The sequence below is a fragment of the Bacillus sp. FSL L8-0152 genome (assembly GCF_038006365.1).
GTDB classification, from domain to species: Bacteria; Bacillota; Bacilli; order Bacillales; family Bacillaceae_G; genus Bacillus_A; species Bacillus_A cereus.
In genome coordinates this window covers 2,576,705-2,602,657 of the sequence record NZ_JBBOVB010000001.1, presented here as the reverse complement: position 1 = coordinate 2,602,657, position 25,953 = coordinate 2,576,705, and the positions used below count along the sequence as shown (strand labels likewise).

Genomic DNA, 25,953 nt, shown 5'->3' with positions numbered 1-25,953 from the left:
AATCTACAAAAGCCACCTCTTCAATATGTAATATCCCTAAAATGTTTTTAATACATAATTTCTATACAAAAAGAAAAAAGCATTCATTAACGAGCATTTTGCAATACTTTTATTAGGTCATTTATATTTTCAACTTTCTGCTGAAACTGATCAAGTCTGCTATGTAGCGATGAAGGATTTTTATCTTCAGTTGAAATAACTTGTTTTAATTCGTTTTCTAATTTATCATACATATCAAAGAAATTATCAAATTCTACACTTACAAGCTCTTCATTTTCGCGATAGAATCTTTTTGCTTCTATATAAGTCATATATGATTTATTTAAAAATCCTAATGAAATTAAATATTTAGAAGTGTTTTCTTGATAAATAGCAATATCACATGCCATTTTAATATCAGAATAAGTCTTTTGAACGAGACAATGCAATTCAAAAATCTTAAACTTTAATCCATTATTCATTTCATCCCCTCCCATCGTATCTATTCTACATAAAATTAGAATATTATACAAAGAAAATTATTAGTATGAAATTGACAATTTAAAAAATAACTTAAGGATAAACAAACTCCCTCGCATTATAAATTATAGTTACGGAGCATTTACCAACATAACAGCAAAATAAAAAGCGAAAAGAATAAATCTTTCCGCTCTTAGAGTAATAAATACATTTCATATTGTGCTAAAGAATTCTTTTCAAATCTACATTTCTTTAAAAAAACCTCCAGTAAATTATTGTTAGGAAACCCAATTGATAAACTTGATAAATGTAATTCTTCTCTTGCTACTTCTAATAATTTCATCCCAACACCAATATTTCTATAATCTTTATCTACGAAAATAAAACTAATTTTACCTTCTTCATTTACACATAGAGAGCCTTTTAAGTCATTAGTGACATATGCACCATAAAATACATTATTTGTTTTTTCGATATAATCAACATCATTTTGCCAATTTATATGGAAGTTTAACCATTTCTGAATTTCATCTTTAAAAGTTGGAAATTCTAATTGTTTTACTTCAATATCCTTACAATCTTTATTCATTATTTTAGTCAAATCATTTAAATTATAATAAGAAAGATCGTACACTTTTTCATAGCCCAACTTATTATAAAAATGAATCGCTCGGTCGTTTCCTACAATGACTTCGAGAAAAAGTTGCTTACATCCATGTTGAATCGCCTCTTCTTTATGCAGTTCAAATAATTTTTGACTCACACCAATACCGCGGTAATTAGGATGAACCGCTAATGTTCCACAGCGCATAGTCTTTATACTTTCATAATCCTTTATACCACCTAATATTACGCCAACTGATTTGTCACCGTCTAAAGCAAGAAAAGAATGTTCTAGCAAATTACCTTCTGGTCCCAAAAAACGGTGTATAAAATCACCTTTTGAAACTTCCATCTTAATAATATAATCGGAAAATCCATCTTTAAAAGCTTCATATACTAAATCAATATTTACTTCACTACATCTTTTATATTGAATCATATAAAATTGCCCTCCAATTGCTTGTATTAACCGCAACATGTACCCATATAATATATTCCATCTATTATAAATTTCAGCTCTTAATTTGAAATGAACGGACATTTCCCTACATATAACCCACTATTAATTTGTTTTATAACAAACTATCTATTATTTACTACATTAATCTCATAAACACGCAAAAAAGCAATTAAATGCTCACATGCTCTTTCGCATGCTAGCATTTTAAAGATTTTTTGTTCTTCTTTCGTTTTATCATTTGCTTGATCTGAAGCAGCTTTTAAACATAGAAATGGTTTTTTATTTATTTGGCATACATAGGCGAAAGCTGCTACTTCTTGATCAACTGCCAATGCTCCATATACGGTATGGAGTAAATATCTCATTTCTGAACTGCGAATACGTTGATCTCCGGATAAAAATGTACCGAAATGTATTGGATCATATGATCGTATTTTTTTTATTCTTCTTACAAGTGATTTTGTTGTTTCAATAGGTGCTGTTCTACCGTTATATAAATTAAAAACATCTTCCCCTGAGCCAGCTGCAGTAACATCGTGTTGTATTGCGTTTAGTGCCACTACAATATGACCGTTTTTCACCTTGTTTGATAAACTTCCGCATATTCCTGTCATAAACAACTCATCTGGCTGAAACTCACTAATTAACAATTGTACACAACTAGCGCAGCTTACTTTACCAACACCAGTAACAACTGATATAATTTCCAGCTCATTAATAGTATGAAAATGAAATTCCCAAGCTGCTCTTTTTTCAACACGTTCACTCGGATAATGTTGATGCAAATACGTCAGTTCTGGTTCCCATGCAGATACTATTGCAATACGTTTCATTACACGCTTCACTTCCCCTATTGTCATTTAAATAAGTTATCTATACTTTCTCGTTCATAATCTGGAATCCATTCTTTGTATTTCTTATATAAATCTCGTATTATTTCTTTATTCTTCGCAATTACTTTACATCCTCTATCATCACACATAAACATGACAATATCTTTCGTTGCATTTATGAGAAATACATCTGGATAAGAAATTTCTTTTTTTCGTCCAAATCGAGGATACAGAGCAGAGAAATCCTCGTGATTAGCAGCTTGTATAAGCAATTCATACTTAATATCTTCCGCAAGACATTTTAAAGAAAAATGATATGTACAATATAAATCTGCTTCTTCATCTTCAAATAGAAACGGTAACGTTTCTTGTCTTATATGAAATCTTAAATCTCTTTTCTTAATATATTTATTGTATACATTTATTTTCTGTGGAGTTTTTATGTTTTCCTTTTTAAATCTATAAACATTTGTCACTACAAACACTACATCTCCTTTTGAAAATATGTCTTCAAATAAGAATTTATTATATGTATATAGTTGAGAAAAGTATTCCATATTTAAATCGTCGGTTCCTTCTACAATTTGATATTTATATTTTCCGAAATCAAAATGTAAATGATTTCCCCACTGAGAATATAAGTAGGGTCCTAATGTAACTCCTGGAAATGTTTGATTCATATATTCTTTTAATTGCATTTCCTTGTCCTTTCTACTGTAAAATTCCTTTTAAATCCCAGTATGCTTCTTCTAGCCACGGATGTATAACTTTCAATGTATCTTTCCTTTCCCACAAATATGAAATATATACAAAAGCTGCTTTTTCCAAAGATTTTTCCAATCCTTTTTTTATTTCTATTAAATATGGTGGTATCCCGTTTTGATCCCATTCTATTTTATCTGCAACAAATAATACTAAATCCATCTTCGTTGCATGTTTACGCAACGTTGTATGGCAACAAATTGCATTTAAAATTTCTTCATTTTCTACTTTAAATATTTCTTTTGCGATTACTCTCGATAATTTTTGATGAATAATCATAGGAAACTTTTTTCTGCTTCCACTATCTCTACCCCAAACTCTTCAGCAACTGCAATCCTCTCCTCGTTCGGAAAAATGCCACTAATATCATGTAAATATCCTGCAATTGCTGCTTTTTCTTTATCTACGTGAAACTTTTCTGCAATCTTTTTGCCTCATTTGCCACACGAATTGAATGTTTATATGTAAACTCTTTATTATATTTTAGTAGAAAGGCTTTAATATCATTTTCTATTTTTCCAGTTGGAGTAAATGAATATATATCACTATATAACATAGAAAATCCCCCTTATAACTAACTTACATTATAATGTAGAATCTAAATATCCTTTTTATTTTATATTCGATATTAATCTTTTTACTCCTTTTTAATACGTTACATGAAATTTTATACAAAATCATCGCTACAAGTACATAAATGTTTGATATTATAGTAATGTTGATGATTTGTAAGGAAAGGAACTACACAATGAATAAAAACATATTAATTATTGATGATGATAAAGAAATTGTTGAATTACTTGCTGTTTATTTGCGAAATGAAGGCTATAACATTTATAAAGCTTATGATGGCGATGAAGCATTGCAAAAGGTTTCTACATATGAAGTTGACCTTATGATTTTGGATATTATGATGCCAAAACGAAACGGATTAGAAGTTTGTCAGGAAGTACGTGAAAATAATACTGTACCAATTCTAATGCTTAGTGCAAAAGCAGAAGATATGGATAAAATATTAGGTCTTATGACAGGTGCCGATGATTATATGATCAAGCCATTCAATCCATTAGAATTAGTAGCAAGAGTGAAAGCTTTATTACGAAGATCATCTTTCCAAAACGCTACTTCGCAAAAGAATGAAGATGGTATTATTCGTATTCGCTCTGTTGAAATACACAAACATAATCATACTGTTAAAGTAAATGGAGAGTATATTAAACTAACCTCTATTGAATTCGATATTTTATATTTGCTTGCAAGTAATACAGGAAGAGTATTTAGTTCAGAAGAAATTTTTGAACGCGTTTGGAATGAAGATGGTTACGGTTCAAATAAGACTGTAATGGTCCATATTAGCAACTTACGGGATAAACTTGAAACAGTAATAAATGGAGAAAAATTTATTCACACTGTTTGGGGAGTTGGCTATAAAATTGAGAAATGAAGCATTTGATATATTAAAAGATATCCCTAAATGGAAACTTATTTTTTGGCTCTTATTAGCTATCACACTCACGCCTATTACTGAATTAATTATTTATCGCCTCGTTACGAGTGTAATTGAGAGTTCACTTACTCTAACTGAACTCGGTAAAGAATTCATTCGAATTTTTGGTTATGAAAAGTATAAAGGGATTAAAGAATCGTTATGGATGATGATTGTATCTTATTTGTTTTTATTTTCTATTTTTTCATCCTATCTTTACATTTTTTATCGTCACGAGAAAAAACTTTACTATGAAACTTGTATTAAAAAAATGATAGAAGAAATTCGTTATATTGCAAATGGAAACTTCAATCATAAAGTTTCTATTGTAAATCATAATTATCTAGAAGAATTAGCAATCGGGGTCAATGAAATTGTTGAACAATTAAAAGTCTCCATTGATGAAGAAAGACAAGCGGAACAAGCAAAAAGTGAACTTATTACAAATGTATCACATGACTTACGCACTCCCCTTACTTCTATAGTTGGATACGTAAATTTAATCCATCATGATAATTATAGAGATGAAGTAGAATTGCGATACTATATTCAAGTCATTTACGATAAAGTAACTCGTCTTAATGCATTAATGAATGACTTGTTCGAATATACACGTGTTCAAAATAAAGAGTTAAGCTTGTATTCTGTCCCTATTGACATAGTAGAGTTACTTGGGCAATTAACTGTTCAATTCCGTATACAATTTCAAGAAGCAAATATAGAATGTCGACCTTCTTTCCCATCTCAAAAGCTCATGGTATTAGCTGATGGTGAAAAATTAGTGCGTGTGTTTGAAAATCTTATTATAAACGCTATCGCTTATGGAAGCGAAGGTCGCTATATTGACCTTACTGCTTATGAAAGCAATAATATGATTACAATTGATATAACAAATTACGGACAACCTATTCCTAGTACGGATTTACCTCATATTTTTGAACGTTTTTATCGCGTTGAGAAATCTCGCTCTACAAACACTGGTGGATCTGGACTTGGATTAGCTATTGCAAAAAGTATAGTCGAATTGCATAAAGGAACAATTGAAGTATATAGTGATGATGAAAAAACAACATTCACTGTAAAACTACTCCCATACAAATGTTAATATTATAAATAAAAAGTTCAATTTCTTATCATATAAGAAATTGAACTTTTTTCCATTAATACCCAAAATTTAATAATCCTTTATAATTCTTTAGAAATTCTTTACCTTTTCTTTCTTCCTAATTAAGCATTCCTTTTTACAATACTAGTATTGATGTCATAATAGGAGGATCGCTTATGCAATTCTTAAAGAAATTCGCTATTTTATTATTATCTTTTTTTATTACCGCACTTATCGTTTTATATTTTTATCTTTATGTAAATGGTCCGATTATTCAAGCTAAATCAGCTATTTTAATAAATGCTAATTCAGGTGAAATTGTTTATAAAAAAAATGAAGAAACTCCGGTACAATCAGCTGCTTTATCTAAATTAATGACAGAATATATCGTATTGGAGCAACTAAATGATAGAAAAATACAGTTAGATGACTTAGTACAAATAAGTAACGAAGTTTTCCGAGTAGAAACAAGCCCTATACAAGTAACATCGAATGATAAAACAACGGTTCGTGATTTACTTCATGCATTGCTACTGGCAGGGAATAATCGTTCTGCACTCGCTCTAGCAGAACACATTGCTGGAAATGAAGATAACTTTACAGTATTAATGAATAAAAAAGCAAAAGAACTAAAGTTATTACAACCATCTCCATTTCTAAACTCTACTGGAATTAATAATGATACAGATAAACAATCAACTACAACAGCGATAGACGCAGCTAAACTAGCAGCAAAATTAGTAAAAGATTTTCCAGATGTATTGAATATTACGAAACTAACCTCTTACCAATTTACCTTCAAAGATTCCCAGGTTTTCAATACGAATAAAATGATATATTCCCTTAATGAAAACATTAAACTTCAAGGTGTTGATGGCTTACAAACTAGTTTTTCAACTAACGGTAATTATAGTTTTGTCAGTACAGCAAAACTTGGAGATACTAGACTAATTTCAGTAATATTAGATGCAGATGAAGAAAACATTTCATTTATTGAAACAAAAAAGTTGCTACAGTATGGTTTTGATCCTTCCTCGTACTCTGCACTCCAAGCTTTTAAAGACGCCCTTACATCTTGGACAATATTGCTTCAGTTTAAAAATTTAATTATACAAACTATAATGATTTTTTTAATCATTACCACCTTAATGTTTTTACATATACGTCAGAAAAAATCCGAGGATTTCAATTAAGAAATCTTCTTATATATATAAAACCGACTTGCGCTTAAGATGCAAGTCGGTTTTTAATTCTATCATCCTCGTCCAATCAAATTTGCTGAAACAGATTGCAAGTTTAACTCCCTCGCCCATATAGATAGCTGACCAATATGATGAATTTCATATCCCATTACATGTCTTAAAACCTATGTTTTTCGAGGCATACATCCATCTCTGTTTCCTTTCGTTATGTTCTTTTGTTTGTATAAATGGGTTAATCTATTAATTCTATTAAATCCAACAATTGAACTATTACATTTTAAAGTTCTACTCATATACTATAGTAAATTACTAGAAAGGAGGTTTAACTATGGATAGTTGCGTTGTATTTGTAAACGGACAACCTTTTTTAGTTCTTTCAGTAGCTGGTATTGAAATTGCTAGATTAGAGATTTCCCTTCAAGTAGCATTAGCTCTAAGAGTGCTTGGGATACCAATCTGTGATTAATTACCAAATTAAAAGAAAAAGAGGGCATTAGCCCTCTTTTTCTATTTTCTTCTCATCTTTTTTTAACAACTAACAAAATTTAAATTTTTATTTTGTAATGAAAATCCGAAAAATCAATCCATTTTATTCAATAAAAAAGATCAACACCCATACCTCATTATCCGTTTCTAAAAAATTAGAATTCGGTTAATTACAAGAAAATTTAAATATACGAACGTTACATAAAATACTTGTTAGAATATCTGTCCTTCACACTATTTATTTCGCCGACGTTATATAATCAAAGCACCAATGATTAACTTTTTATACGGCTTATTTTAAGTGTGCTAGCATTCTAGGCTAGATGATCATGACTGCAAAAAAACTTCAAGTTCTCGTTTATATAAATCAGATCACGCTTTCACTTTTTGAATCGATTGATAATCTTTAAATTACGGTTCTCTATCTTCTTATCCTTGAAGAGCACTAATCCAACTATACTCTACATCTACAATATGAAATCATGTTTTTAACATACCCCCAGTTTGCAAAGTAAATCTTCCTCTGAAAGTTGTTCACACCACTTAAACCAATCATCTCTTACTTGCCAATTATATTGAAATAAAGTGTACACATTTATCTCTCCCTTACTTCAATTATCCACCTAACAGCATCTGTTATATAATGTGGTTCATCATTTTGAATATAATGACCACTTTGTTCTGCAATTATTAGTTTATTTTTGTTTGATAATCGTAATAATTCTTCTTGCAATTGTAACCATTTTATTTGTGCATCTTGCGAATAAAAAGCTTTTTTACCAGCAGCTAACACGACGAGTGGAATATCTCTCGTCGACTGACAATATTTATCTGCTTCACCCAGACTAAACATAAACTCTTCATAAGAACTTTCATGTACAAATTGTTTATAGTAAGCTTCTTGAAATTCTGGAGACATGATTGGCAAAAATGCTTCTTTATAATTTTCTGGTGTCGAATCAACCAAAACTATTCCCAACATATCTTCAGGATAAAAATCAGTAAATAAACGTGCATTTATACCACCAAAAGAATGTCCTACAAAAATATAAGGTGGCTTCAGTTGTAAAAGATTTAAGCATGTTCTCAAATCTTTTACCATTTCAGAACTAATACGTTTCTTGGAACTCTTCCCGCTTTTGCCTAATCCAGCCCGATCGTATGTAAGTATCGTACCATATTCCGTCAGTTCTTCAGCAGTTTGATGCCATGCCTTCGAATAATCACCATAGCCTGATTCCAATATAATAACAGGCTGCTTCTTCTTTCCTTGGAATATTTTCGTATACATTTTAAAATCAGCAATTTGTATATATTCCTCTATACATTTAACCATTGACAATCACTTCTCTTCGGCCAAGTTCCTCGACAGCGTGATTAATTATTTCACTTACAGATAAAGAACCATCCAATATGATATCTGAATTCGGCTTAACAGTATGAATTGCCTCTAAATAAGCTTTTCTCGCATATGTCATGTAATGTTCCAAATCATTATGTATTTCATCTATTGTACCTTCCTTAAAATCTCGCAAAATCCTTCTAGCCATCGCAATATCTAAAGGCGTATCAATAAATATAGTTACATCAATGAATTTTCGCATCTCACTATTTAAGTATGCAAAAGGATAATCTACAATAATATAGTCTAAGGTATTATTTTGTATAAGTTGCTCAATATCATGAATTAATGGTGTTAATACCCACTCATCGTAATTCGCCCCATCATCAATCCATTTACAAATATCAGCAGGAGAGTTATCAAATGTATAACTATCAAAATATAGAGCTTTTGAGTTTTTAAACTTATGCTTTAATCTTTCTGTAATTGTAGTTTTACCTCCCCCCGAAACAGCTGCAATTGAAATTATTTTTGTTTTATTATTCACTATACCCACCAAGCCCCTTTTGTTAACATAATATAATTATAAATTACTATCGTTGCTACTTCTTCCATTCATATTCTAACATACTCATTTCCCATAAATTCCAATACGTTTCTCCTACTCTTTTTGACTCTCTTAATAAGCCTTCTTTTACAAACCCTATTTTTTCGTAACATGAAATGGCCGATATATTAAAATCATACACACCAAGAGTTACTCTATGTAGTTTTAATTCGTCAAAAGCAATATGAAGTACTGCTTTCATCATATGTTTTCCTATAGAACGTCCCCTCATCTTCGTATTACCAACTAATACTTTTCCAATTCTAGCGGACTTATTAATATTATCTATTTGCCCAAGCGAAATATGACCAATAACGTCTGAAGTCTCTTCATCTACCACTTTGAAAGCGAGTGTATTTGCACTTTCTATATACTTCTCTAATTGCTGTTCGTCTAAAGGGAATGTGAATGCATTTCCTGACCATTGTATTAGAAATTCTTCGGAATTAATCCAATTTATTAATTGTTTAAAATCAGATTTTTTAAAGGTTTTTAGTTTAATCACTTCCATGCTCCCTTCGTACATCATACTTTATAACCTCAAACTTATTTCTATATAAAGAATATATTCTCCTTTTATATGAAATTAAAATAAAGCCATTCATGTGAATGGCTTTACAAAAAAGCAGCATAATTATGCCTTGTTTGCTACATCAATACCATTAAAATCAAAGTCAGCAGTAACCGTTGTAACAGGTGGGAAAATTGCTTCAATTTTACAAATGGAAATAATTACTCCAACCGATCCAGGAATAGCCGCAAGCCTAACTACATCACAACTTACAGACGAAACAGTACCTACATAAGTACGTCCCTCTGTATTAATTTGAACTGTTCGATTAATTAATTTCTTAAGTTCATCTCTAATTCCTTGTACACAAGAATTATCACATTTCTCATGCTGTTCTTTTTTACACTCTTCGAATACTTCCCAACAATCATCTTGTTTACATGTACACTTCTTTTTACAATTATTAAATCGAGAACCCAATACCTCACCCCCTAATCCTTTCTATTAGTAAAGTATGTCCACTAGCTTAAAAGGGTACGAGGCAAACACATAAAAAGAAAAAAACAAACAATTGTACCAAACCTTCTTTTCATTATTCATTATAAAAACAGACTTCTCCTAATTAAAATCTTGTTTAATGAGCGGCCGTGAATTTAGTCCTACTCCATTTAATGTTTAGACACCACTTTCTAAAACAAATCTTTTTCTTTTAATAAGACGCCCCTTAAAAACACACTAGATTTTCCCATTAACTCACATATACATAGACTTTATTTGTGGATTTCCCATTTTTCATTGTGAAATATACATTTAAAAAGCGTACTCGAAAATAAGATATTATTTGTAATCAGAACATTTTCTTCAATAAATGTTTATTGAAAAATACCATAACTAGTAGTAGTTCTCTCCACTTTCTCTTAAAAATTAGCATAGTTTGTATGAATTCTATATCGAGTAGAAGACACTCTATCATATAAAGATAAAATAGTAGGTTAATAAACAAGCCATTTTTTTATTAAAACATAGAATAATATGAACACTATTGAAAGGAGGTAGAAATAAATGTCCTGGAAAAATGATTGCTGGAGTTCTCAGAAAAAGCATTGTTGTGATGATTGGTGGAAATCTAAAGAAAAGCATCATTGTGATGATGATTGGAGTTCTCAGAAAAAGCATTGTAATGATGATTGGTGGAAATCTAAAGAAAAGTGTCATTGTGATGACGATTGGAGTTCTCAGGAAAAACATTGTAATGATGATTGGTGGAAATCTAAAGAAAAGTGTCATCGTGATGATGATTGGAGTTCTAAACGAAATAAGTGTCGTTGTAAATGTTTCTTTATTTGTTGCCATTGTAAAAGGAAAAATTGGTAATATTTTCGATGCCAACTTAAAGGAAAGAATATGTCTTTTGGAACCGATAAATACTAGAATGTATTATACAAAAAGCTGAATGAATATAATCAGCTTTTTATCAATGAACACGTAAAGATTTCAACAGACATATGTATTTACTGATTAGGTGGGCTATTAAGAAAAAACAAGCTAACTCTTATAAATCGATTTTTAATTACTTCACGTACGTATAAAGCTTTAGATGCCCTCATTACTTCAGACGAATTCACCAGTATTTTCAGCAAAAAATTCATGGAATCTTTAATTAGTCGAGTACTTTCATTGCCTTCAGAAACCCCAGAGACAAGCGGGGTTTCTTTTATTTAAATAAAGATTTTGTTTAAACTTTACAAAACTCACCTATATTAAAATATCTTCTAAAATCCTTATTGAACATTTATAATACTATTAAACGGTTTAAATTCGACAATCAGTAATGGAGGCATTTTAATGGGAAACATCCCAAAAGTATCATCACACCAATCAAATCCTAATATACCCTCACAGCAAGTGAATCCTAATACCCAACAAGGTAGTATAAAAAAAACAAGACGCCGTATTATAACTACTTTGGCTTTTATATTACCTATAATTTTTGTCCTTCAATATTCTCTGAATAACCAACAAGAAATGATTAAAGAAAAACAAATCACACTTAATACGGAACAACAAAAATTATCTTCTGTAAAGAAGGATGGTCATTCCCTTAACAAGGATGTCAAGGCTTTAACAAGTAGTGAAGAAGAAATTTTAAAATTCGCAAGGAAACTGTATGGATTTTCCAAACCGAATGAAACTATATTTCAAATAACTGAATAAAATTACACGGCATTACCTAAAAGGCGATTTGAAGATAATCGCCTTTTTATATTTAATTTCTAAAGGAATCATACTAATCTCTCTTTCTATCATATAACTACTTTGTTTAATTTGTTAAAATAAAACCGCTTGTCCGTTTCACTTTGCTCTATCATTACATTTACTATTAGTAATACGATTTTTAGAGGTGATAAATAATGGACGAGTTTTTATCTTTTGCTGCACTTAATCCCGGTTCTATTGGACCTACACTTCCAACTGTTCAACCTTTTCAATTCCCTACCGGTCCCACCGGTTCTACAGGAGCTACTGGATTAACCGGATCAACTGGACCGACTGGGCCAACCGGATCAACCGGACCAACTGGACCAACCGGATCAACTGGACCAACTGGACCAACTGGATTTAATCTTCCTGCTGGACCTGCATCTATTACCTTGACTTCTAACGAAACTACAGCATGTGTATCCACTCAAGGAAATAATACTTTATTTTTTTCGGGTCAAGTATTAGTAAACGGTATTCCTACTCCAGGGGTAGTGGTCAGTTTTTCGTTTAGTAACCCATCTCTTGCTTTCATGGTTCCTCTTGCTGTCATTACCAATGCCTCAGGTAACTTTACCGCTGTATTTCTAGCCGCTAATGGGCCTGGAACAGTAACCGTTACTGCTTCACTTCTTGATTCTCCTGGAACAATGGCTAGCGTCATTATTACCATTGTGAATTGTCCGTAATGATTTTATTTTTAAGAACTAAGCAATTTCTAATAAAAAGAGCACTGATTTTATAGCGCTCTTTTTTTATCATTTGGATGTGCCTTTCAAATTAAATTTCGTAACAGCCTATTAAAATAACGCTTTTATTGAATTTCATCCTTAACAAAATTTAATTACTCCAATGAATAAACATGCCACAGTATCGTATTTTAATAAAAACTATAAAACAGACATACTTAACACTAATAGTAGAATTTTTCTTCTTCATCAAATTCACTTCTTTTCTTTTTATAAACATAAAAAAGGATCTCTATTTATACAGAGATCCTTTCTAACTTTATAATTTACTAGACTGTAACCCCTGAATAAACGGAACTACTTCAGGATTTACAAGTGAAGACAAATCACCTAATTCTTTTCCTAAGTAAGCTGCTTTAATAACACGGCGCATTACTTTAGAATTACGTGTTTTCGGTAAATCTTCTACAACGTGGATGTCTTTAGGACACAACGCTTTTCCAATATGAGAGTTTACTAAACTCATTAATTCTTTCTTTAATTCTCCTGTGAATGTTACATGATCTCTTAATACTACAAAACAATGACAAACTTCACCTTTTACTTCGTCAGGTACACCAATTGCAGCAGCTTCAATTACATCGTTATGTTTCACAAGAATAGATTCATATTCAGCAGGTCCAATACGTTTACCTGCAATATTTAACGTATCGTCTGAACGCCCTGTGATGATATATTGTTCACCATCGTAAATGACCCAGTCACCGTGGACCCATTTATTTTCAAAACGTGACCAATATGTGTTCACGTAACGTTCATCATCTTCCCAGAAGCTTTTCGTCATACCTACCCAAGGTTTCTCTAAGCATAATTCTCCGACTTCATCTCGAATTGGTTTACCTTGATCATCCAGTACGACAGCTGCCATTCCTGGTAAAGATGCGTTAAAACTAATCGGTGCGATTGGCTTAATAAGAACATTACCGAAAATCCCACCAGAAATTTCAGTTCCACCTGAGTAGTTACAGATTGGAACATTTCCTTTTCCAACTGTTTCAAACAGCCACATCCATGGATCAGGATTCCAAGGTTCTCCTGTTGATGCGAATACTTCCAAACTCTTTAAAGAATGTTTATTGACATACTCATCACCTTTTGCCATTAATGCTCGGATTAACGTTGGCGAAATACCTAGATGAGTAATCTCATATTTATCAACTGTCTCCCATAACCGGTCTGCTTCTGGGAAGTCTGGAACACCTTCGTACATCACCATCGTTGCTCCATTAATGAGTGAACCGAATAATAGAAACGGCCCCATCATCCAGCCCATATCAGTTACCCATAATACACGATCACCTTGTTTAATATTCATTCCAAATCCTGCATCAAAAGCTGCTTTCAAAGGAAATCCTGCATGCGTGTGTACTGTTCCTTTCGGCTTACCAGTCGTTCCTGATGTATAAATGAGCATCAATGGATCATCACTTTGCATTTCCTCTGCATGTATGAATGGTTTTTCTTTTTCTAGCGTACTCCACGAAAAGTCATAGTTATGTGGTGTAAAATCATTTCCTGCATGACGAACGATAACAACTTTTTCAACAGTTGGGCAATGTTCACAAGCTTTATCTACTTCATCTTTTAAAGAAACAATTTTACCGCGACGTGAAAATCCATCTGCGGTAATAATCATTTTTGAACCTGCCGCTTGCACACGTGTCATAACTGCATCAGACGCAAAGCCTGAGAATATTGGTGAAATAATTGCTCCAATTTTCATTACAGCTAGCATCGCAACAACTGTTTCTGGAATCATCGGCATATAAATTGTTACACGGTCACCTTTTTCAATACCCGCGTGTTTCAAACCATTGGCAACACGGCTTACCCAGTTATCAAGCTCTTCATATGTAAATGATTTTGAAGTTCCATTTTCTCCTTCGTACTGAAGTGCTGGCTGTATTCTTGTCTCTTCATCCGCAAGCCAGCGGGATAAAGCTGATTCTACAACGTTACATGTTCCGCCATTATACCACTGTGCAAACGGTGTACCATTTTCTAAATCTAACACTTCTGTATAAGGTTTCATCCATTGATAGCCAACTGCTTTTTCTGCCTCTCCCCAAAGCCAAGCTGTTTCCTCAATAGATTTATTATAAAAAGTTTCATAGTCTTCATATCCCAATGATTTCATCCAACTATATAAACGTGTTTTTTCCTTGTACTCTTCTGTTGGAAACCAAACTGCTTGTTTCAATGTTTTCCCCTCCTTAACTTTTTGAGCAAGAAAGCCCTAAATAGGGCTTTTAAACTGGATATACAGGATGTTTACGATCCGTGAATACTTGATATTTACTCATATACATTTCGAAACGTCCTTTTAACTCTTCACGTAAATTGTTTGGATGAACAATACCATCAATCACCATCTCTGATGCTAAATGATAAATATCAATATCTTTCTTATACTCTTCACGTTTTTCAGCAATGAAGCTAGCACGCTCTTCTTCTGGTAAAGCTGCAATTTTATTTGCATATACAGCATTAACCGCAGCTTCTGGACCCATTACCGCAATAGAGGCTGTCGGTAATGCCAAACAGCAATCTGGTTCAAATGCTGGACCTGCCATCGCATATAAACCAGCGCCATATGCTTTACGAACAACGATAGAAATCTTCGGTACAGTCGCTTCACTCATTGCAGAAATCATTTTTGCACCGTGGCGAATAATACCAGCACGCTCTACTTTTGTACCGATCATAAATCCTGGTACATCCGCAAGGAATAATAATGGAATATGATATGCGTCGCATAAATTAATAAACTTAGCAGCTTTATCAGCTGAATCATGGAATAATACGCCGCCCTTCATACGCGGCTGATTTGCAATAATACCAACTGGCTTACCATCAATACGTGCTAAGCCTGTAATTAGCTCTTGAGCAAATAATTTTTTTACTTCATAGAATGAACCTTCATCAATAACTCTATTAATGAGATCTTTCATATTGAAAGGAGCATTTTGATTTTCTGGAATGATTTGTTCTAACGTTTTATCGAATTGTTTCGGTTCTTGGGGTGTAACCAATGGAGTCTTTTCTAAGTAGTTATTTGGAAAATATGAAATGTATTGTCTTGCTTGTGTAATCGCATCTTCTTCTGTCTTACATAAAACATCTCCGCATCCTGATACAGAGCAATGCATACGAGCTCCGCCCATCTCTTCTAAAGTTACCTTCTCACCGATAACCATCTCAGCCATACGAGGAGATCCTAAATACATAGATGCATTTCCTTCTACCATCATTACAACGTCACAAAAGGCTGGAATATACGCACCACCAGCTGCAGAAGGTCCAAATAACAAGCATACTTGAGGAACTTTACCTGATAACTTCACTTGATTATAGAAGATTCTTCCTGCACCGCGGCGCCCTGGGAACATTTCTACTTGATCTGTAATACGTGCTCCAGCAGAGTCGACTAAATAAAATAACGGAACACGTAGTTTTTCAGCTGTTTCTTGAATACGTAAAATCTTTTCAACTGTGCGTGATCCCCATGATCCAGCTTTTACAGTAGAATCATTGGCCATTACACACGCAGTACGACCATGTATTTTACCCGTTGCCGTTACAACGCCATCCGCAGGTAAGCCTGTTTGTTCACAGTTAGCAAATAATGCATCTTCTACATATTCGCCATTATCAAATAGAAGCGCTAAACGATCTCGAACAAATAATTTTCCTTTTGCTTTATTTTGCTCATGATATTTCGGTGCCCCGCCTTGTTTAATTGTTTCAACTCGTTCTTCAAATGAATTAGATTGTTGTTTTTGGTCTAACATATTTACTCCCCCTTATACATCGGTTTGCGTTTTTCTTTGAATGCCTGTAATCCTTCTATTCGATCTTTCGTATGGATTACACCTTCATACGCTTGTTTTTCCATTTGTAATCCGGTATGTAAATCAACTTGAATACCATTTGAAATTGCCTCTTTTGCTAATCGAACAGCAATCGGTCCATTACTAGCAATTTTCTCTGCTATTTCAATCGCTTTCTCTTCAAGTAAATTAGCTGGTACAACAAATTCTACTAAACCGTATTCTTTTGCTTCTTGCGCTGAAATACGTCTACCTGTATAAATTAATTCTTTCGCTCTACCAACACCAATTAATCTCGGTAAGCGCTGTGTACCACCTGCTCCTGGTATAATTGCAAGTGTCGTTTCAGTAAGACCAAGACTTGCAGATTCAGCAGCAATTCTAAAATCACAAGCTAAACTTAATTCCGTACCACCACCAAGTGCAATTCCATTTATAGCAGCAATAACTGGCTGTGGTAATTGTTCAACCATCTCCATAGTAGTGCGAATCATACTAACAGCATGGCGAACTTGTTCTTCGTTCATATCGGCACGCTCTTTTAAATCTGCACCAGCACAAAATGCTTTTTCACCAGCACCAGTCAAAATAACTACACGCACGTTTGAATCTTCACTTATTTGAGTTAATATAGTTTGTAATTCATCTAATAATGCTAAAGATAATGAGTTTGCTTGTCTTTCACGATATAACGAAATCTTTACAACGTGAGGTGTTACATAATCAACTGAAATGTTTTGTAATTGTAGCATCTTCTCACCTACTTATCGTTTTATGTTGAAGCGCTCTATACACATGACTCGGTAATTGGATATTTAATTTACTTTGAATAAATTGACTTGCTCTCAATAACTTCTCTTCATCAATATTCGTTTGGACTCCTAACTTATGGAGCATATGTACTAGGTCATCAGTAGCAACATTACCTGATGCTCCTGGTGCATAAGGGCAGCCCCCGAGTCCACCACAAGAACTATCAAACGTTTTAATACCGTATTCTAATGATTTAACTACATTCGCTAGAGCCATTCCATACGTATTATGAAAATGCATTGCAAACTGCGAAGCATCATACTTCTTTAATAGATGTTCTAATACTTGTTCTACTTGTAATGGATTCGCTACACCGATTGTATCCCCAAGAGAAACTTCATAAATGCCGTATGAAAATAGTTGATTACATAATTCGTCAACTGCTGTGACACTTATATCCCCTTCATAAGGACATCCAAATACAGTAGAAACATAGCCTCTTACCTTTTTCCCTTCGAATAATGCCTGTTTTGTTATATCTTCAATTACAACTAATGCTTCTTTAATCGATTTATTAATATTACTTTTATTATGAGATTCACTTGCTGATAAAAAAACATTCACCTCATCTACATTTTGCAAAAAAGCTCGTTCCAAACCATTTTGATTCGGAACAAGCGCAGCATATGTAACATTTGGGTCCCTTTTCAGCTCAGAAAATACATCATTTGCATCTGCTAATGCAGGGACCCATTTTGGGTGAACGAATGAGGAAACTTCAACATACGACAATCCTGCTTCTGTAAGTAGTTGAATCCATTTTACTTTATCTTTTGTGCCAACAATCTTTTTTTCATTTTGTAAGCCATCACGTGGCCCGACTTCTTTAATGACAGCAAAATTAGGTAGTTTCAATTCGCTTCCCCCTATATCTCCCTATTCAATTTCTAATAATACATCTCCTTCATTTACAAAATCGCCTTCTTGCACATTAATTTTCATAACTGTGCCAGCTTCTTCTGAAATGATTGGAATTTCCATTTTCATAGATTCCAAAATGACGACATCCTGCTCTTCCTCTACTGTATCTCCTACTCCTACAACAATCTTCCAAACGTTTCCTGCCATCGATGCGTATACTTTCGTCATCATTTTTTCCCCCTTAATATTGTTAAATCTTATTTTTTAACGAGTTGTTTCGTTACAAACCCCGTTGTATAAATACCCTCTTTGAACACTTCGTCTTCCAAAACTTGCAGTAGCATTGGCGTGTTCGTTTTAATACCTTCTACTTTTAATTCTTCTAGAGCATCATGTAATTTCGAAATTGCTTCTTCACGAGTCTCGCCATGTGCAATGACTTTCGCAATCATTGGATCATAGAAAGGTGTAATCGTTACATGATTTTCTAAGAAGTGATCAATCCGTACATTTGACGGTAATGTTAAATCTGTAATTTTCCCAGGTGATGGGAAGAATGTTTTCGGATCCTCTGCATAAATACGAGCTTCAATGGCATGACCACTACGTTTTACATCATCCTGAGTAAATGATAGTTTCTCTCCACTTGCGATAAGGAGTTGCTGTTCTACAAGGTCTAATCCCGTAATTTCTTCTGTCACTGGATGCTCTACTTGTAATCTCGTATTCATCTCTAAGAAATAGAAGTTCTTCTGATCATCTACAAGAAACTCAACTGTACCTGCATTTGTATAGCCAAGTGCTTTGGCAGCTTGTACAGCAACTTCTCCCATCGCCTTTCGTGTACCTTCATCTAAAAATGGTGAAGGTGCTTCTTCGATTACTTTTTGATTTCGGCGCTGTACCGAACATTCACGCTCCCATAAATACACTGTGTTACCATGTGTATCTGCTAAAAGCTGAATTTCAATATGATGCGCATCTGCTATATATCGCTCTAAATACATTTCTCCGTTACCAAAGAAGTTTTGCGCTCTTGTTTTATTACTTTCAAACGCTTTGGTGAGCGTTTGCTCAGTTTCCATCAACTGCATACCAATGCCTCCGCCGCCTGCGGATGCCTTAAGCATTAAGGGATAACCAATTTGTTTTGCAATTTCAATTGCTTCTTCAGCAGTTTCAATATTTGTAGTAATACCTGGGACTACTGGGACATCTGCTGCTTGCATTGCGATACGTGATTCGATTTTACTTCCCATCTTCGTAATGATTTCTTCTGAAGGACCGATAAATACGATTCCTTCTTCTTTGCAACGAACCGGAAAAGACGGATTCTCTGATAATAAACCATAACCCGGATGAATCGCTTCTGCATTTGTCTTCTTAGCTATTTCAATAATTTTTTCAAGGTTTAAATAACTTTCTTGAACACGCGGTCCACCTACTAAGTAAGCTTCATTTGCCATCTTCACATGAAGGGCATTTTCATCTGCTTCAGAATAAATAGCAACAGTGCGTATGCCAAGTTTTTGACAAGTTTTCATAATACGAACAGCAATTTCCCCGCGATTCGCAATTAATATTTTTTGAAACATAGTGATTCCTCCCTTTTATCTACATCCTAAATGTCTAGCAATTACGAGACGTTGAATTTCAGAAGTTCCTTCACCAATTTCTAATAGTTTCGCATCACGAATATGTCGTTCAACTTCATATTCACGCATATAACCATATCCACCATGAATCTGTACTGCTTGATTCGCAATACGGCTTGCTGCTTCCGATGCAAATAGTTTTGCCATTGCCGCTTCTTTGCCGAAAGGTTTATCGTTATCTTTTAACCAAGCTGCTTTATGTACTAAATTGCGTGCTAGCTCTACTTCAGTCGCCATATCAGCTAATTTAAATTGAATCGCTTGGAAATTAGAGATTGACTTTCCAAATTGTTGACGTTCTTTCGCATATTGTAATGCACGTTCAAAGGCTGATTGCGCAATACCAACTGCCAATGCAGCGATTGAAATACGCCCTCCATCAAGTGTATATAAAAATTGTTTAAAGCCTTTATTTACATCACCAAGAATATTTTCTTTCGGTACACGAACACCATCAAGTACGATTTCACAAGTATTAGAAGCGCGAACACCCATCTTATCGTAAGGACTTGAAATCGTTAATCCTTCACTCGTAGTAGGCACGATAAATGCAGAAATACGTTTTCTACCATTCTCTTCAATACCGTTGACAGCGGTTACAATAATTGTATTTGCATACTCTGCGTTTGTAATCCAACACTTCTCACCACTGATTACATACTCATCACCATCTAATACCGCTTTCGTTTGAGTACCACCTGCATCTGATCCAGCATTCGGCTCCGTTAATCCGAAGGCACCTAATGTTTTACCTGACGCCATTGGAACTAAATACTTTTGTTTTTGTTCTTCTGTACCGAAATAATAAATTGGAGAAGCACCTAATGAAATTGTTGCAGCATAGCTTAAACCGGTGCCACCACAAGCGCGACCAATTTCTTCAACTGCTAAAGCATACGATACTGTATCGCCACCTGAACCTCCATACTCTTCTGGGAATGGGATGCCTAGTAATCCTAGTTCGCCCATTTTTTGAAATGTTTCATATGGAAACTCTGCAGTTTTGTCATAATATACAGCTTTCGGTGCGATTTCCTTTTCAGCAAAGTCACGTACCATTTCTTTAATCATTTGTTTTTCGCGAGTTAGAGTAAATTCCATTCCGCTACACACCCCTTATCGAATATTGAGTTTCGACAGCGTGCGAGTTTCTACTACAAACATAACAACTTAAAAGACAAGAATATTAGTTAGACAATTGCTATAATTCTGTCATAACTTAATTTTAAAACAGATTCTGTACTAATGCACAAAAAAATTCCTACATTGTTCTACAACAACATAGGAGGTTTTGTGTCGAATTATGTAATTTATTGTTTAATAATCTCTACCTTTTCCGGAATCAGAAATTTCTACTAATGCTTCAGGATATGGTTCGAAATATGTTTGTCTTAATAAATACTTTTCATCAAATCGAATAGCCCATGATTTTAAAATTGTAAGTAAACTACTAAGTGGTATTTTCTTTTCTGCATACTTTTGTAACAGTTCTATAAAATGATCTTTTTCTTGTTTTTTTAACTTTGTTTTAAAATATCCAAAAATGTGCTCGCATACATTTACATTCGATGTATAACGGGGCGCACGCATAAATAATTCATATAAAGTCTTCTCATAGTTTTCAAATACCACTTCAATCTTTTCATTTTTTTGATTTGCAATTATACGACCTAATTCCTTTTGTTTCACCTGATTATATGCCATAAATAAATATTTATTATCCGACTGAAACGATACAAGTTCTTTCATATTTTTATTGTGTTTAATCATTTTGTAATATGCGATTGTAAATAGCCTTGTAAAGAAATGCTCTCTAATAATAAAATTCGACAATCTACCTTCCTCTTCAATAGGAAGATACGAAAAATTTTTTACTACTGCTCCGCCAAATAAGCCAGCTCCTTTTCCCTTTGCTGGCGCTTTTTCAAAACCAGAATAAATTTTCACATCACGCGTACCACAACTTGGTGAACGATTCTTTAAAATAAAACCATCCACATCCGATATCGTTTGTAAAAAGTCATTTGAAAACTGCTCCATTTTTTCAGTTACATCTTCTCGTGTCGACGGTTGCACAAGTCTATTCTCACCATTTTCTTCTACAATTCGTATCGTTTCACGAGGAGTCCCCAATCCAATCTCGACTTCTGGACAAACAGGTATAAATGTAACAAATGGCTGCAAATTTCGTATTGTTACATCTGGAATCATCTCTCCATTATAACGACAAGCATCAAATTCTAAACATTTACTTACGACGATTGTAGGTTTTGCAAATTGTCGCATCTTATTACCTCCTTATTACTAGTCCGTATAATATAAATTGTACTAAGATTAACATTTTAAGCAAAGTTTGATTCAGTTATTTTTATGAGAAATATAAATCCAATGATACATTAACAATCATTCAACTCTATTTTCTATAAATGTGCGCCCTATTAATGAGGGTTTAGATATTGTGAAATGAATAATACACACATGCTTCGGAGAAATTAATGATTAAGAAAGGAGGGATTGTTATGAAAAAGAAATTATCATCTATTTTGAGTGTTTTAACACTATCTATTATGTTTTTAGGTACATCTACGCAAGCTGAATACGATGGAAATAATATGAATAGAGTTAATAACACTGATATTTCAACTCGAGTAAATGACAATAACTTAGACAGAGTTAATAATGATGTAAGAACTCGAAATGTAAATACAACAAATGATTTAAATGATAATCGTGATAAAAATAATAATTGGGCTTGGCTTGGTTTATTAGGACTAGCAGGATTATTAGGTCTTAGAAGAAGAGACAAAGAAACACGCTGATTTAGAATGTTTTTAGTAAACAAGCACTTATTTATCAAAAATATATAATGAAAATAAATCGCCTTTTTAAAGGCGATTTATTTTTACTTAAAAGTAATGTATGTAATTCACACTTCAACGATTAAAATCGTGGAGTTAATCCATACAATATAAATTGAATCGTATTTTCAATTTCCGCTTCATCATTCCATTTTTCTTCAGGCAATAATAAAAATCGTGTTAATAATAAACCTAATACAGCTGATAAAGTAAGACGTAGTACGGAAGATGGTGATATCTCAATAATTTCCCCTTCTTCTTGAAATTTCACAATCAACTTTTTGAAATGTGAAAACAGTTCTGTTTCTACTAATTGCTGTATTTCATTTTTCAGTTCTGGTTGGAATGGCACCTCTTGAATTAATATTTTTATCATAGGAAAGTGTTTTTGAGCAAATTTAAACCTATTATGAATTACAACCCTTAAAAGTCTTTCATATGATTCATACTCCGATTTAAATATTTCTTTTGCAAAGGTTTGTACGAAAAATGGTGCAGCGAACTTAGTTAAAGTTGGCATTACGACCGCTAGTAATAAATCTTTTTTCGTCTTATAGTAGCGGAAGATTGTTCCTTCCGCTACACCAGCCCGTTTTGCAATTTCACTTGTTGAAGTTGAAGCGTATCCTTTTTCTCCAAACATATCAACAGCCGCCTCTAATATTCGCATTTGACGTTCATTTCTTTTATCCGTATTAGTTGCAGCTATTAATTCCTCCAGCCAATCCTTCTGCATTTATAAAGCTCCTTTTTGTCATTATTATATTTTGCGATGTTTCTTTAAAGCAAATACATTTCCTACTGCAAATAATATTGAAAAAAGTAATAATACAGCAAGATCTAATGCAATCTCTGTAAACCCTTGATTCCGAATCATCACTTGTCTCATTGCGTCAGCGCCGTATGTGAGTGGAAATACTTTCCCTAACATTTGTAGCCACTTGTTCATAGATTCCATTGGAAACAATCCAGAAAAGAAGATTTGTGGCACAATAACAAGCGGTATAAATTGAATCATTTGAAATTCATTATTTGCGTATGCCGATAAAAACGTACCTAATGTTAGTGCAGTTAAAGAGAGCATACATGTAATAAGTAGCGTTAGCCATATAGATCCAGCTACGTATAAATCTAAAATATAAACGGAAAAACTTACGATAATAATGGATTGTATAAAGGCAAAGATTCCAAAACCAATAATATAACCTGCGACTATTTCCCATCTTCTTATTGGGGTGGATAATAACCTTTCTAGCGTACCACTTAAACGTTCTCTTACGAAGGATACACCTGATAATATAAATACAAAGAAAAATGTAAAGAAACCAATTAATACAGGACCAAGCCCATCAAACATCGTAAAGTCTTTAGAGCCATGTAAAAAATTTACTTCAGGTTTCATAATCGATACATCATTCTTCTCTGTGCTTTTTTGCAATACTTGAAGTACAGCACGATTTTTTGACGAATCACTACCTTCCAACAGAAGTTTCATTTTTCCATTCTCTATTCGAAGTATTGCATCTACCTTTTGTTTTTCTAACTCAGAAATCGCGTTTTCTTTACTGTATTCATAAATTGACGCTTCTTGATTTTTCATCACTTTTACTATTTGAGCGGGCATATCAACAACAGCAATTTGCGGTATATAGTCTTTTTGTGTAAACACTAGCGATAATAGCCAAAGTAATAACATTGGTGCCCCAAACATCATCGCTAACGAACGCTTATCTCGAAAAAATTGGCGAATAATACGAATGATTACACCAGTAACTCTCATGATGACACCACCTCTTCCAACAAAAAGACATCTTCAATCCGTCCAGATGACACGCGTTTTTTCAATTCTTCAGTTGTTCCAACCGCAACTAGTTTCCCTTCTCTAATTAATCCTAGACGCTCACAAAATTCAGCTTCATCCATAATGTGCGTCGTTACAATAATCGTTGTGCCTTTCTTTTTAAGATCATAAAATTTTTCCCAAATCGTTTTCCTAAGAAGCGGATCTATCCCCACTGTAGGCTCATCTAAAATTAATATTTCTGGTTCATGGAGGAGTGCTATTGCTAATGATAAGCGTTTTTTCATTCCACCTGAAAATTGTTGTACTTGCTTTTTCATATACTGTGACAATTGTACAAGTTCAAAAACCTCTGCAATTCTTGTCTTTTTACTTTTTCCCTTTAATCCATACATCGTTGCTATAAAATCTGCATTTTCATATGCTGATAATTCTTCATATAATGCATCCGCCTGGGCCATATAACCAATTCGTTTCATTTCATTTAAATTAGGCATATTAGTATTATTAACAAGTACTTCACCTTTCGTTGCCTCATTAATACCTGCAATCATTTTAATGAGCGTTGTTTTCCCCGATCCAGAAGGTCCAACAAAACCAAAAATCTCTGCTTTTTCAACTTGCAATGAAAGATTGTGTAACACTTCTTTTTTTCCAAAACTTTTTGATACAGTCCGTAAAATAATTGAAGGTTGTTGCACGTTTCATCCTCCTTTTCCAATAAAAATGAGTGAGTACTCACTTTTATTTTACTCTTGCTTAATTATATGTCAAACTTCGTTGATTAGTATGTATGTTCAATCACCGATATTAAAAAATGAAACAGAGTCGACATTAGAATTTCATTTCCTAAAGTCGACTCTGTTTCATTTAAACTATAAATTTCACTTTACGTTTTTAAATTCATATACTTCCGAATTCTAGCAACGTCTAAAGAATATTCGATAACTAATTGCTGTAACGGTAAAATAACTGTTTCAGGATATAAATGTGCATATTGTAATGTTTCTGCATATTTTTCTAACCTTTTTTCTAAATACTTTATTATTTGATCAGGATGACTTACTAATAAACATTTACAATAATAATGGATTTGTTCCTCAATCGCCGTGTATTCTTCAATTTCATATTCTTTATGCATGTGTACACCCCTTTAAGTTTTTATATGAATTACTTATCACAATTTTCACTCGACAAATTTTAAGTTTTTTGATTATTTACACTATAACAAACACTGAGGGTCAAATTTTGTTACTTTATGTAACGTAGAA

The 25,953-nt window shown here is 33.3% G+C and carries 29 protein-coding genes and 4 pseudogenes; 8 read left to right on the top strand and 25 right to left on the bottom strand.

The window, feature by feature from the left end:
- Positions 1 to 86: 86 nt before the first annotated feature.
- The 5 genes and pseudogenes from MHH27_RS13080 to yqeK all read right to left on the bottom strand — a co-directional run bounded on the left by MHH27_RS13080 (position 87) and on the right by yqeK (position 3,673).
- Positions 87 to 461 carry a hypothetical protein gene (locus tag MHH27_RS13080; RefSeq protein ID WP_001059026.1) on the bottom strand — a complete coding sequence of 125 codons (375 nt, stop codon included), beginning with the start codon at positions 459 to 461 and terminating at the stop codon, positions 87 to 89.
- 191 nt (positions 462 to 652) lie between these two features.
- The gene (locus MHH27_RS13075) at positions 653 to 1,501 is read right to left on the bottom strand and encodes a GNAT family N-acetyltransferase (protein WP_340942836.1); all 849 of its coding nucleotides are present in this window, start codon (positions 1,499 to 1,501) and stop codon (positions 653 to 655) included.
- 143 nt (positions 1,502 to 1,644) lie between these two features.
- A complete protein-coding gene (mtnN, locus tag MHH27_RS13070; protein WP_000151939.1) occupies positions 1,645 to 2,382 on the bottom strand; it encodes a 5'-methylthioadenosine/S-adenosylhomocysteine nucleosidase in 738 nt (245 codons plus the stop codon).
- Positions 2,379 to 3,053 carry a DUF3885 domain-containing protein gene (locus MHH27_RS13065; RefSeq protein WP_340942831.1) on the bottom strand — a complete coding sequence of 225 codons (675 nt, stop codon included), beginning with the start codon at positions 3,051 to 3,053 and terminating at the stop codon, positions 2,379 to 2,381. Before MHH27_RS13065 ends, mtnN begins: the two co-directional genes overlap by 4 nt.
- Positions 3,054 to 3,066: 13 nt before the next feature.
- Positions 3,067 to 3,673 (bottom strand): annotated as a pseudogene (yqeK, locus tag MHH27_RS13060) (bis(5'-nucleosyl)-tetraphosphatase (symmetrical) YqeK).
- Positions 3,674 to 3,865: 192 nt separating this feature from the next.
- On the opposite strand from yqeK, the gene MHH27_RS13055 reads away from it, so the two are divergent.
- From MHH27_RS13055 to MHH27_RS13045, 3 genes are all read left to right on the top strand, one after another.
- Positions 3,866 to 4,561 carry a response regulator transcription factor gene (locus MHH27_RS13055; protein ID WP_001038807.1) on the top strand — a complete coding sequence of 232 codons (696 nt, stop codon included), beginning with the start codon at positions 3,866 to 3,868 and terminating at the stop codon, positions 4,559 to 4,561.
- Entirely contained in the window at positions 4,551 to 5,708 is a 1,158-nt protein-coding gene (locus tag MHH27_RS13050; RefSeq protein ID WP_001243309.1) for a sensor histidine kinase, read from the top strand. The genes MHH27_RS13055 and MHH27_RS13050 overlap by 11 nt, the downstream gene beginning before the upstream one ends.
- Before the next feature lie 176 nt (positions 5,709 to 5,884).
- The gene (locus MHH27_RS13045) at positions 5,885 to 6,901 is read left to right on the top strand and encodes a D-alanyl-D-alanine carboxypeptidase family protein (RefSeq protein WP_001160052.1); all 1,017 of its coding nucleotides are present in this window, start codon (positions 5,885 to 5,887) and stop codon (positions 6,899 to 6,901) included.
- A 62-nt stretch (positions 6,902 to 6,963) separates the two neighbouring features.
- Here MHH27_RS13045 and MHH27_RS13040 read toward each other — a convergent pair.
- Positions 6,964 to 7,074 (bottom strand): annotated as a pseudogene (locus tag MHH27_RS13040) (DinB family protein); the annotation flags it as partial.
- A 164-nt stretch (positions 7,075 to 7,238) separates the two neighbouring features.
- On the opposite strand from MHH27_RS13040, the gene MHH27_RS13035 reads away from it, so the two are divergent.
- A complete protein-coding gene (locus tag MHH27_RS13035) occupies positions 7,239 to 7,376 on the top strand; it encodes a DUF3956 domain-containing protein (protein ID WP_000376554.1) in 138 nt (45 codons plus the stop codon).
- A 395-nt stretch (positions 7,377 to 7,771) separates the two neighbouring features.
- Here MHH27_RS13035 and MHH27_RS13030 read toward each other — a convergent pair.
- The 5 genes and pseudogenes from MHH27_RS13030 to MHH27_RS13010 form a co-directional block, all read right to left on the bottom strand.
- Positions 7,772 to 7,989: pseudogene (locus tag MHH27_RS13030) on the bottom strand (DinB family protein); the annotation flags it as partial.
- Between the two features lie 2 nt (positions 7,990 to 7,991).
- Positions 7,992 to 8,732, bottom strand: a complete 741-nt coding sequence (locus MHH27_RS13025) for an alpha/beta fold hydrolase (RefSeq protein WP_340944840.1) — start codon at positions 8,730 to 8,732, stop codon at positions 7,992 to 7,994.
- Complete coding sequence (locus MHH27_RS13020) at positions 8,725 to 9,285, bottom strand: AAA family ATPase (RefSeq protein WP_072939479.1); 561 nt, start codon at positions 9,283 to 9,285, stop codon at positions 8,725 to 8,727. Before MHH27_RS13020 ends, MHH27_RS13025 begins: the two co-directional genes overlap by 8 nt.
- 55 nt (positions 9,286 to 9,340) lie before the next feature.
- Positions 9,341 to 9,874, bottom strand: a complete 534-nt coding sequence (locus tag MHH27_RS13015) for a GNAT family N-acetyltransferase (RefSeq protein ID WP_340942829.1) — start codon at positions 9,872 to 9,874, stop codon at positions 9,341 to 9,343.
- A gap of 105 nt (positions 9,875 to 9,979) precedes the next feature.
- On the bottom strand, positions 9,980 to 10,336 hold the full coding sequence (locus MHH27_RS13010) for a hypothetical protein (protein WP_000535577.1): 357 nt from the start codon (positions 10,334 to 10,336) through the stop codon (positions 9,980 to 9,982).
- Positions 10,337 to 10,931: 595 nt separating this feature from the next.
- Between MHH27_RS13010 and MHH27_RS13005 the strand changes: the two genes are divergently transcribed.
- The 3 genes and pseudogenes from MHH27_RS13005 to MHH27_RS12995 form a co-directional block, all read left to right on the top strand.
- On the top strand, positions 10,932 to 11,309 hold the full coding sequence (locus MHH27_RS13005; protein WP_098251480.1) for a hypothetical protein: 378 nt from the start codon (positions 10,932 to 10,934) through the stop codon (positions 11,307 to 11,309).
- A gap of 392 nt (positions 11,310 to 11,701) precedes the next feature.
- Complete coding sequence (locus MHH27_RS13000) at positions 11,702 to 12,070, top strand: FtsB family cell division protein (protein WP_000526886.1); 369 nt, start codon at positions 11,702 to 11,704, stop codon at positions 12,068 to 12,070.
- A gap of 197 nt (positions 12,071 to 12,267) precedes the next feature.
- Positions 12,268 to 12,324, top strand: a pseudogene (locus MHH27_RS12995) (exosporium leader peptide-containing protein); the annotation flags it as partial.
- A gap of 17 nt (positions 12,325 to 12,341) precedes the next feature.
- On the opposite strand, the gene MHH27_RS12990 reads toward MHH27_RS12995, so the two are convergent.
- The 10 genes from MHH27_RS12990 to MHH27_RS12945 all read right to left on the bottom strand — a co-directional run bounded on the left by MHH27_RS12990 (position 12,342) and on the right by MHH27_RS12945 (position 22,309).
- A complete protein-coding gene (locus MHH27_RS12990; protein ID WP_340942825.1) occupies positions 12,342 to 12,542 on the bottom strand; it encodes a hypothetical protein in 201 nt (66 codons plus the stop codon).
- Between the two features lie 30 nt (positions 12,543 to 12,572).
- Positions 12,573 to 12,788, bottom strand: coding sequence for a hypothetical protein (locus tag MHH27_RS12985; RefSeq protein ID WP_000236250.1), 216 nt, complete (start codon positions 12,786 to 12,788; stop codon positions 12,573 to 12,575).
- 335 nt (positions 12,789 to 13,123) lie between these two features.
- A complete protein-coding gene (locus MHH27_RS12980) occupies positions 13,124 to 15,064 on the bottom strand; it encodes an AMP-binding protein (protein WP_071730016.1) in 1,941 nt (646 codons plus the stop codon).
- A 49-nt stretch (positions 15,065 to 15,113) separates the two neighbouring features.
- Complete coding sequence (locus MHH27_RS12975; RefSeq protein ID WP_000886744.1) at positions 15,114 to 16,655, bottom strand: acyl-CoA carboxylase subunit beta; 1,542 nt, start codon at positions 16,653 to 16,655, stop codon at positions 15,114 to 15,116.
- 2 nt (positions 16,656 to 16,657) lie between these two features.
- Positions 16,658 to 17,446: an enoyl-CoA hydratase gene (locus MHH27_RS12970; protein ID WP_000939814.1), complete on the bottom strand. Its 789-nt coding sequence runs from the start codon at positions 17,444 to 17,446 to the stop codon at positions 16,658 to 16,660.
- A gap of 4 nt (positions 17,447 to 17,450) precedes the next feature.
- Positions 17,451 to 18,362, bottom strand: a complete 912-nt coding sequence (gene mvaB / locus MHH27_RS12965) for a hydroxymethylglutaryl-CoA lyase (protein ID WP_000775435.1) — start codon at positions 18,360 to 18,362, stop codon at positions 17,451 to 17,453.
- Between the two features lie 21 nt (positions 18,363 to 18,383).
- Positions 18,384 to 18,599 (bottom strand): acetyl-CoA carboxylase biotin carboxyl carrier protein subunit, encoded by a 216-nt coding sequence (locus MHH27_RS12960; protein ID WP_001987345.1) that lies wholly within the window; start codon positions 18,597 to 18,599, stop codon positions 18,384 to 18,386.
- Positions 18,600 to 18,625: 26 nt separating this feature from the next.
- Entirely contained in the window at positions 18,626 to 19,963 is a 1,338-nt protein-coding gene (locus MHH27_RS12955; protein ID WP_000486742.1) for an acetyl-CoA carboxylase biotin carboxylase subunit, read from the bottom strand.
- Positions 19,964 to 19,978: 15 nt separating this feature from the next.
- Entirely contained in the window at positions 19,979 to 21,124 is a 1,146-nt protein-coding gene (locus MHH27_RS12950) for an acyl-CoA dehydrogenase (protein ID WP_000397279.1), read from the bottom strand.
- 216 nt (positions 21,125 to 21,340) lie between these two features.
- Positions 21,341 to 22,309, bottom strand: a complete 969-nt coding sequence (locus MHH27_RS12945; RefSeq protein WP_001248644.1) for a YbgA family protein — start codon at positions 22,307 to 22,309, stop codon at positions 21,341 to 21,343.
- Positions 22,310 to 22,542: 233 nt separating this feature from the next.
- On the opposite strand from MHH27_RS12945, the gene MHH27_RS12940 reads away from it, so the two are divergent.
- Complete coding sequence (locus MHH27_RS12940) at positions 22,543 to 22,842, top strand: WGxxGxxG family protein (RefSeq protein WP_000728159.1); 300 nt, start codon at positions 22,543 to 22,545, stop codon at positions 22,840 to 22,842.
- A gap of 121 nt (positions 22,843 to 22,963) precedes the next feature.
- Here MHH27_RS12940 and MHH27_RS12935 read toward each other — a convergent pair whose 3' ends face one another.
- The 4 genes from MHH27_RS12935 to MHH27_RS12920 form a co-directional block, all read right to left on the bottom strand.
- Positions 22,964 to 23,617: a TetR/AcrR family transcriptional regulator gene (locus tag MHH27_RS12935; RefSeq protein ID WP_001168196.1), complete on the bottom strand. Its 654-nt coding sequence runs from the start codon at positions 23,615 to 23,617 to the stop codon at positions 22,964 to 22,966.
- Between the two features lie 24 nt (positions 23,618 to 23,641).
- Positions 23,642 to 24,661, bottom strand: a complete 1,020-nt coding sequence (locus MHH27_RS12930) for an ABC transporter permease (RefSeq protein WP_001266734.1) — start codon at positions 24,659 to 24,661, stop codon at positions 23,642 to 23,644.
- On the bottom strand, positions 24,658 to 25,383 hold the full coding sequence (locus MHH27_RS12925) for an ABC transporter ATP-binding protein (protein ID WP_001187075.1): 726 nt from the start codon (positions 25,381 to 25,383) through the stop codon (positions 24,658 to 24,660). The genes MHH27_RS12930 and MHH27_RS12925 overlap by 4 nt, the downstream gene beginning before the upstream one ends.
- Positions 25,384 to 25,571: 188 nt before the next feature.
- Positions 25,572 to 25,823: a hypothetical protein gene (locus tag MHH27_RS12920; RefSeq protein ID WP_340942817.1), complete on the bottom strand. Its 252-nt coding sequence runs from the start codon at positions 25,821 to 25,823 to the stop codon at positions 25,572 to 25,574.
- Positions 25,824 to 25,953: the final 130 nt, after the last annotated feature.

What these genes read in the sequence shown, in the direction of transcription:
- mtnN (WP_000151939.1), bottom strand. Translation starts at nt 2,382, where the DNA reads ATGACAATAGGGGAAGTGAAGCGTGTAATGAAACGTATTGCAATAGTA.
- MHH27_RS12945 (WP_001248644.1), bottom strand. Translation starts at nt 22,309, where the DNA reads ATGCGACAATTTGCAAAACCTACAATCGTCGTAAGTAAATGTTTAGAA.
- MHH27_RS13005 (WP_098251480.1), top strand. Translation starts at nt 10,932, where the DNA reads ATGATTGCTGGAGTTCTCAGAAAAAGCATTGTTGTGATGATTGGTGGA.
- MHH27_RS13025 (WP_340944840.1), bottom strand. Translation starts at nt 8,732, where the DNA reads ATGGTTAAATGTATAGAGGAATATATACAAATTGCTGATTTTAAAATG.
- MHH27_RS13080 (WP_001059026.1), bottom strand. Translation starts at nt 461, where the DNA reads ATGAATAATGGATTAAAGTTTAAGATTTTTGAATTGCATTGTCTCGTT.
- MHH27_RS12940 (WP_000728159.1), top strand. Translation starts at nt 22,543, where the DNA reads ATGAAAAAGAAATTATCATCTATTTTGAGTGTTTTAACACTATCTATT.
- MHH27_RS13000 (WP_000526886.1), top strand. Translation starts at nt 11,702, where the DNA reads ATGGGAAACATCCCAAAAGTATCATCACACCAATCAAATCCTAATATA.
- MHH27_RS13035 (WP_000376554.1), top strand. Translation starts at nt 7,239, where the DNA reads ATGGATAGTTGCGTTGTATTTGTAAACGGACAACCTTTTTTAGTTCTT.
- MHH27_RS12920 (WP_340942817.1), bottom strand. Translation starts at nt 25,823, where the DNA reads ATGCATAAAGAATATGAAATTGAAGAATACACGGCGATTGAGGAACAA.
- MHH27_RS12985 (WP_000236250.1), bottom strand. Translation starts at nt 12,788, where the DNA reads ATGGTAATAATGACGCTAGCCATTGTTCCAGGAGAATCAAGAAGTGAA.
- MHH27_RS13075 (WP_340942836.1), bottom strand. Translation starts at nt 1,501, where the DNA reads ATGATTCAATATAAAAGATGTAGTGAAGTAAATATTGATTTAGTATAT.
- MHH27_RS12975 (WP_000886744.1), bottom strand. Translation starts at nt 16,655, where the DNA reads ATGTTAGACCAAAAACAACAATCTAATTCATTTGAAGAACGAGTTGAA.
- MHH27_RS12930 (WP_001266734.1), bottom strand. Translation starts at nt 24,661, where the DNA reads ATGAGAGTTACTGGTGTAATCATTCGTATTATTCGCCAATTTTTTCGA.
- MHH27_RS13055 (WP_001038807.1), top strand. Translation starts at nt 3,866, where the DNA reads ATGAATAAAAACATATTAATTATTGATGATGATAAAGAAATTGTTGAA.
- MHH27_RS12970 (WP_000939814.1), bottom strand. Translation starts at nt 17,446, where the DNA reads ATGCTACAATTACAAAACATTTCAGTTGATTATGTAACACCTCACGTT.
- MHH27_RS13065 (WP_340942831.1), bottom strand. Translation starts at nt 3,053, where the DNA reads ATGCAATTAAAAGAATATATGAATCAAACATTTCCAGGAGTTACATTA.
- MHH27_RS12960 (WP_001987345.1), bottom strand. Translation starts at nt 18,599, where the DNA reads ATGATGACGAAAGTATACGCATCGATGGCAGGAAACGTTTGGAAGATT.
- MHH27_RS12955 (WP_000486742.1), bottom strand. Translation starts at nt 19,963, where the DNA reads ATGTTTCAAAAAATATTAATTGCGAATCGCGGGGAAATTGCTGTTCGT.
- MHH27_RS13045 (WP_001160052.1), top strand. Translation starts at nt 5,885, where the DNA reads ATGCAATTCTTAAAGAAATTCGCTATTTTATTATTATCTTTTTTTATT.
- MHH27_RS13015 (WP_340942829.1), bottom strand. Translation starts at nt 9,874, where the DNA reads ATGATGTACGAAGGGAGCATGGAAGTGATTAAACTAAAAACCTTTAAA.
- MHH27_RS12935 (WP_001168196.1), bottom strand. Translation starts at nt 23,617, where the DNA reads ATGCAGAAGGATTGGCTGGAGGAATTAATAGCTGCAACTAATACGGAT.
- MHH27_RS12950 (WP_000397279.1), bottom strand. Translation starts at nt 21,124, where the DNA reads ATGGAATTTACTCTAACTCGCGAAAAACAAATGATTAAAGAAATGGTA.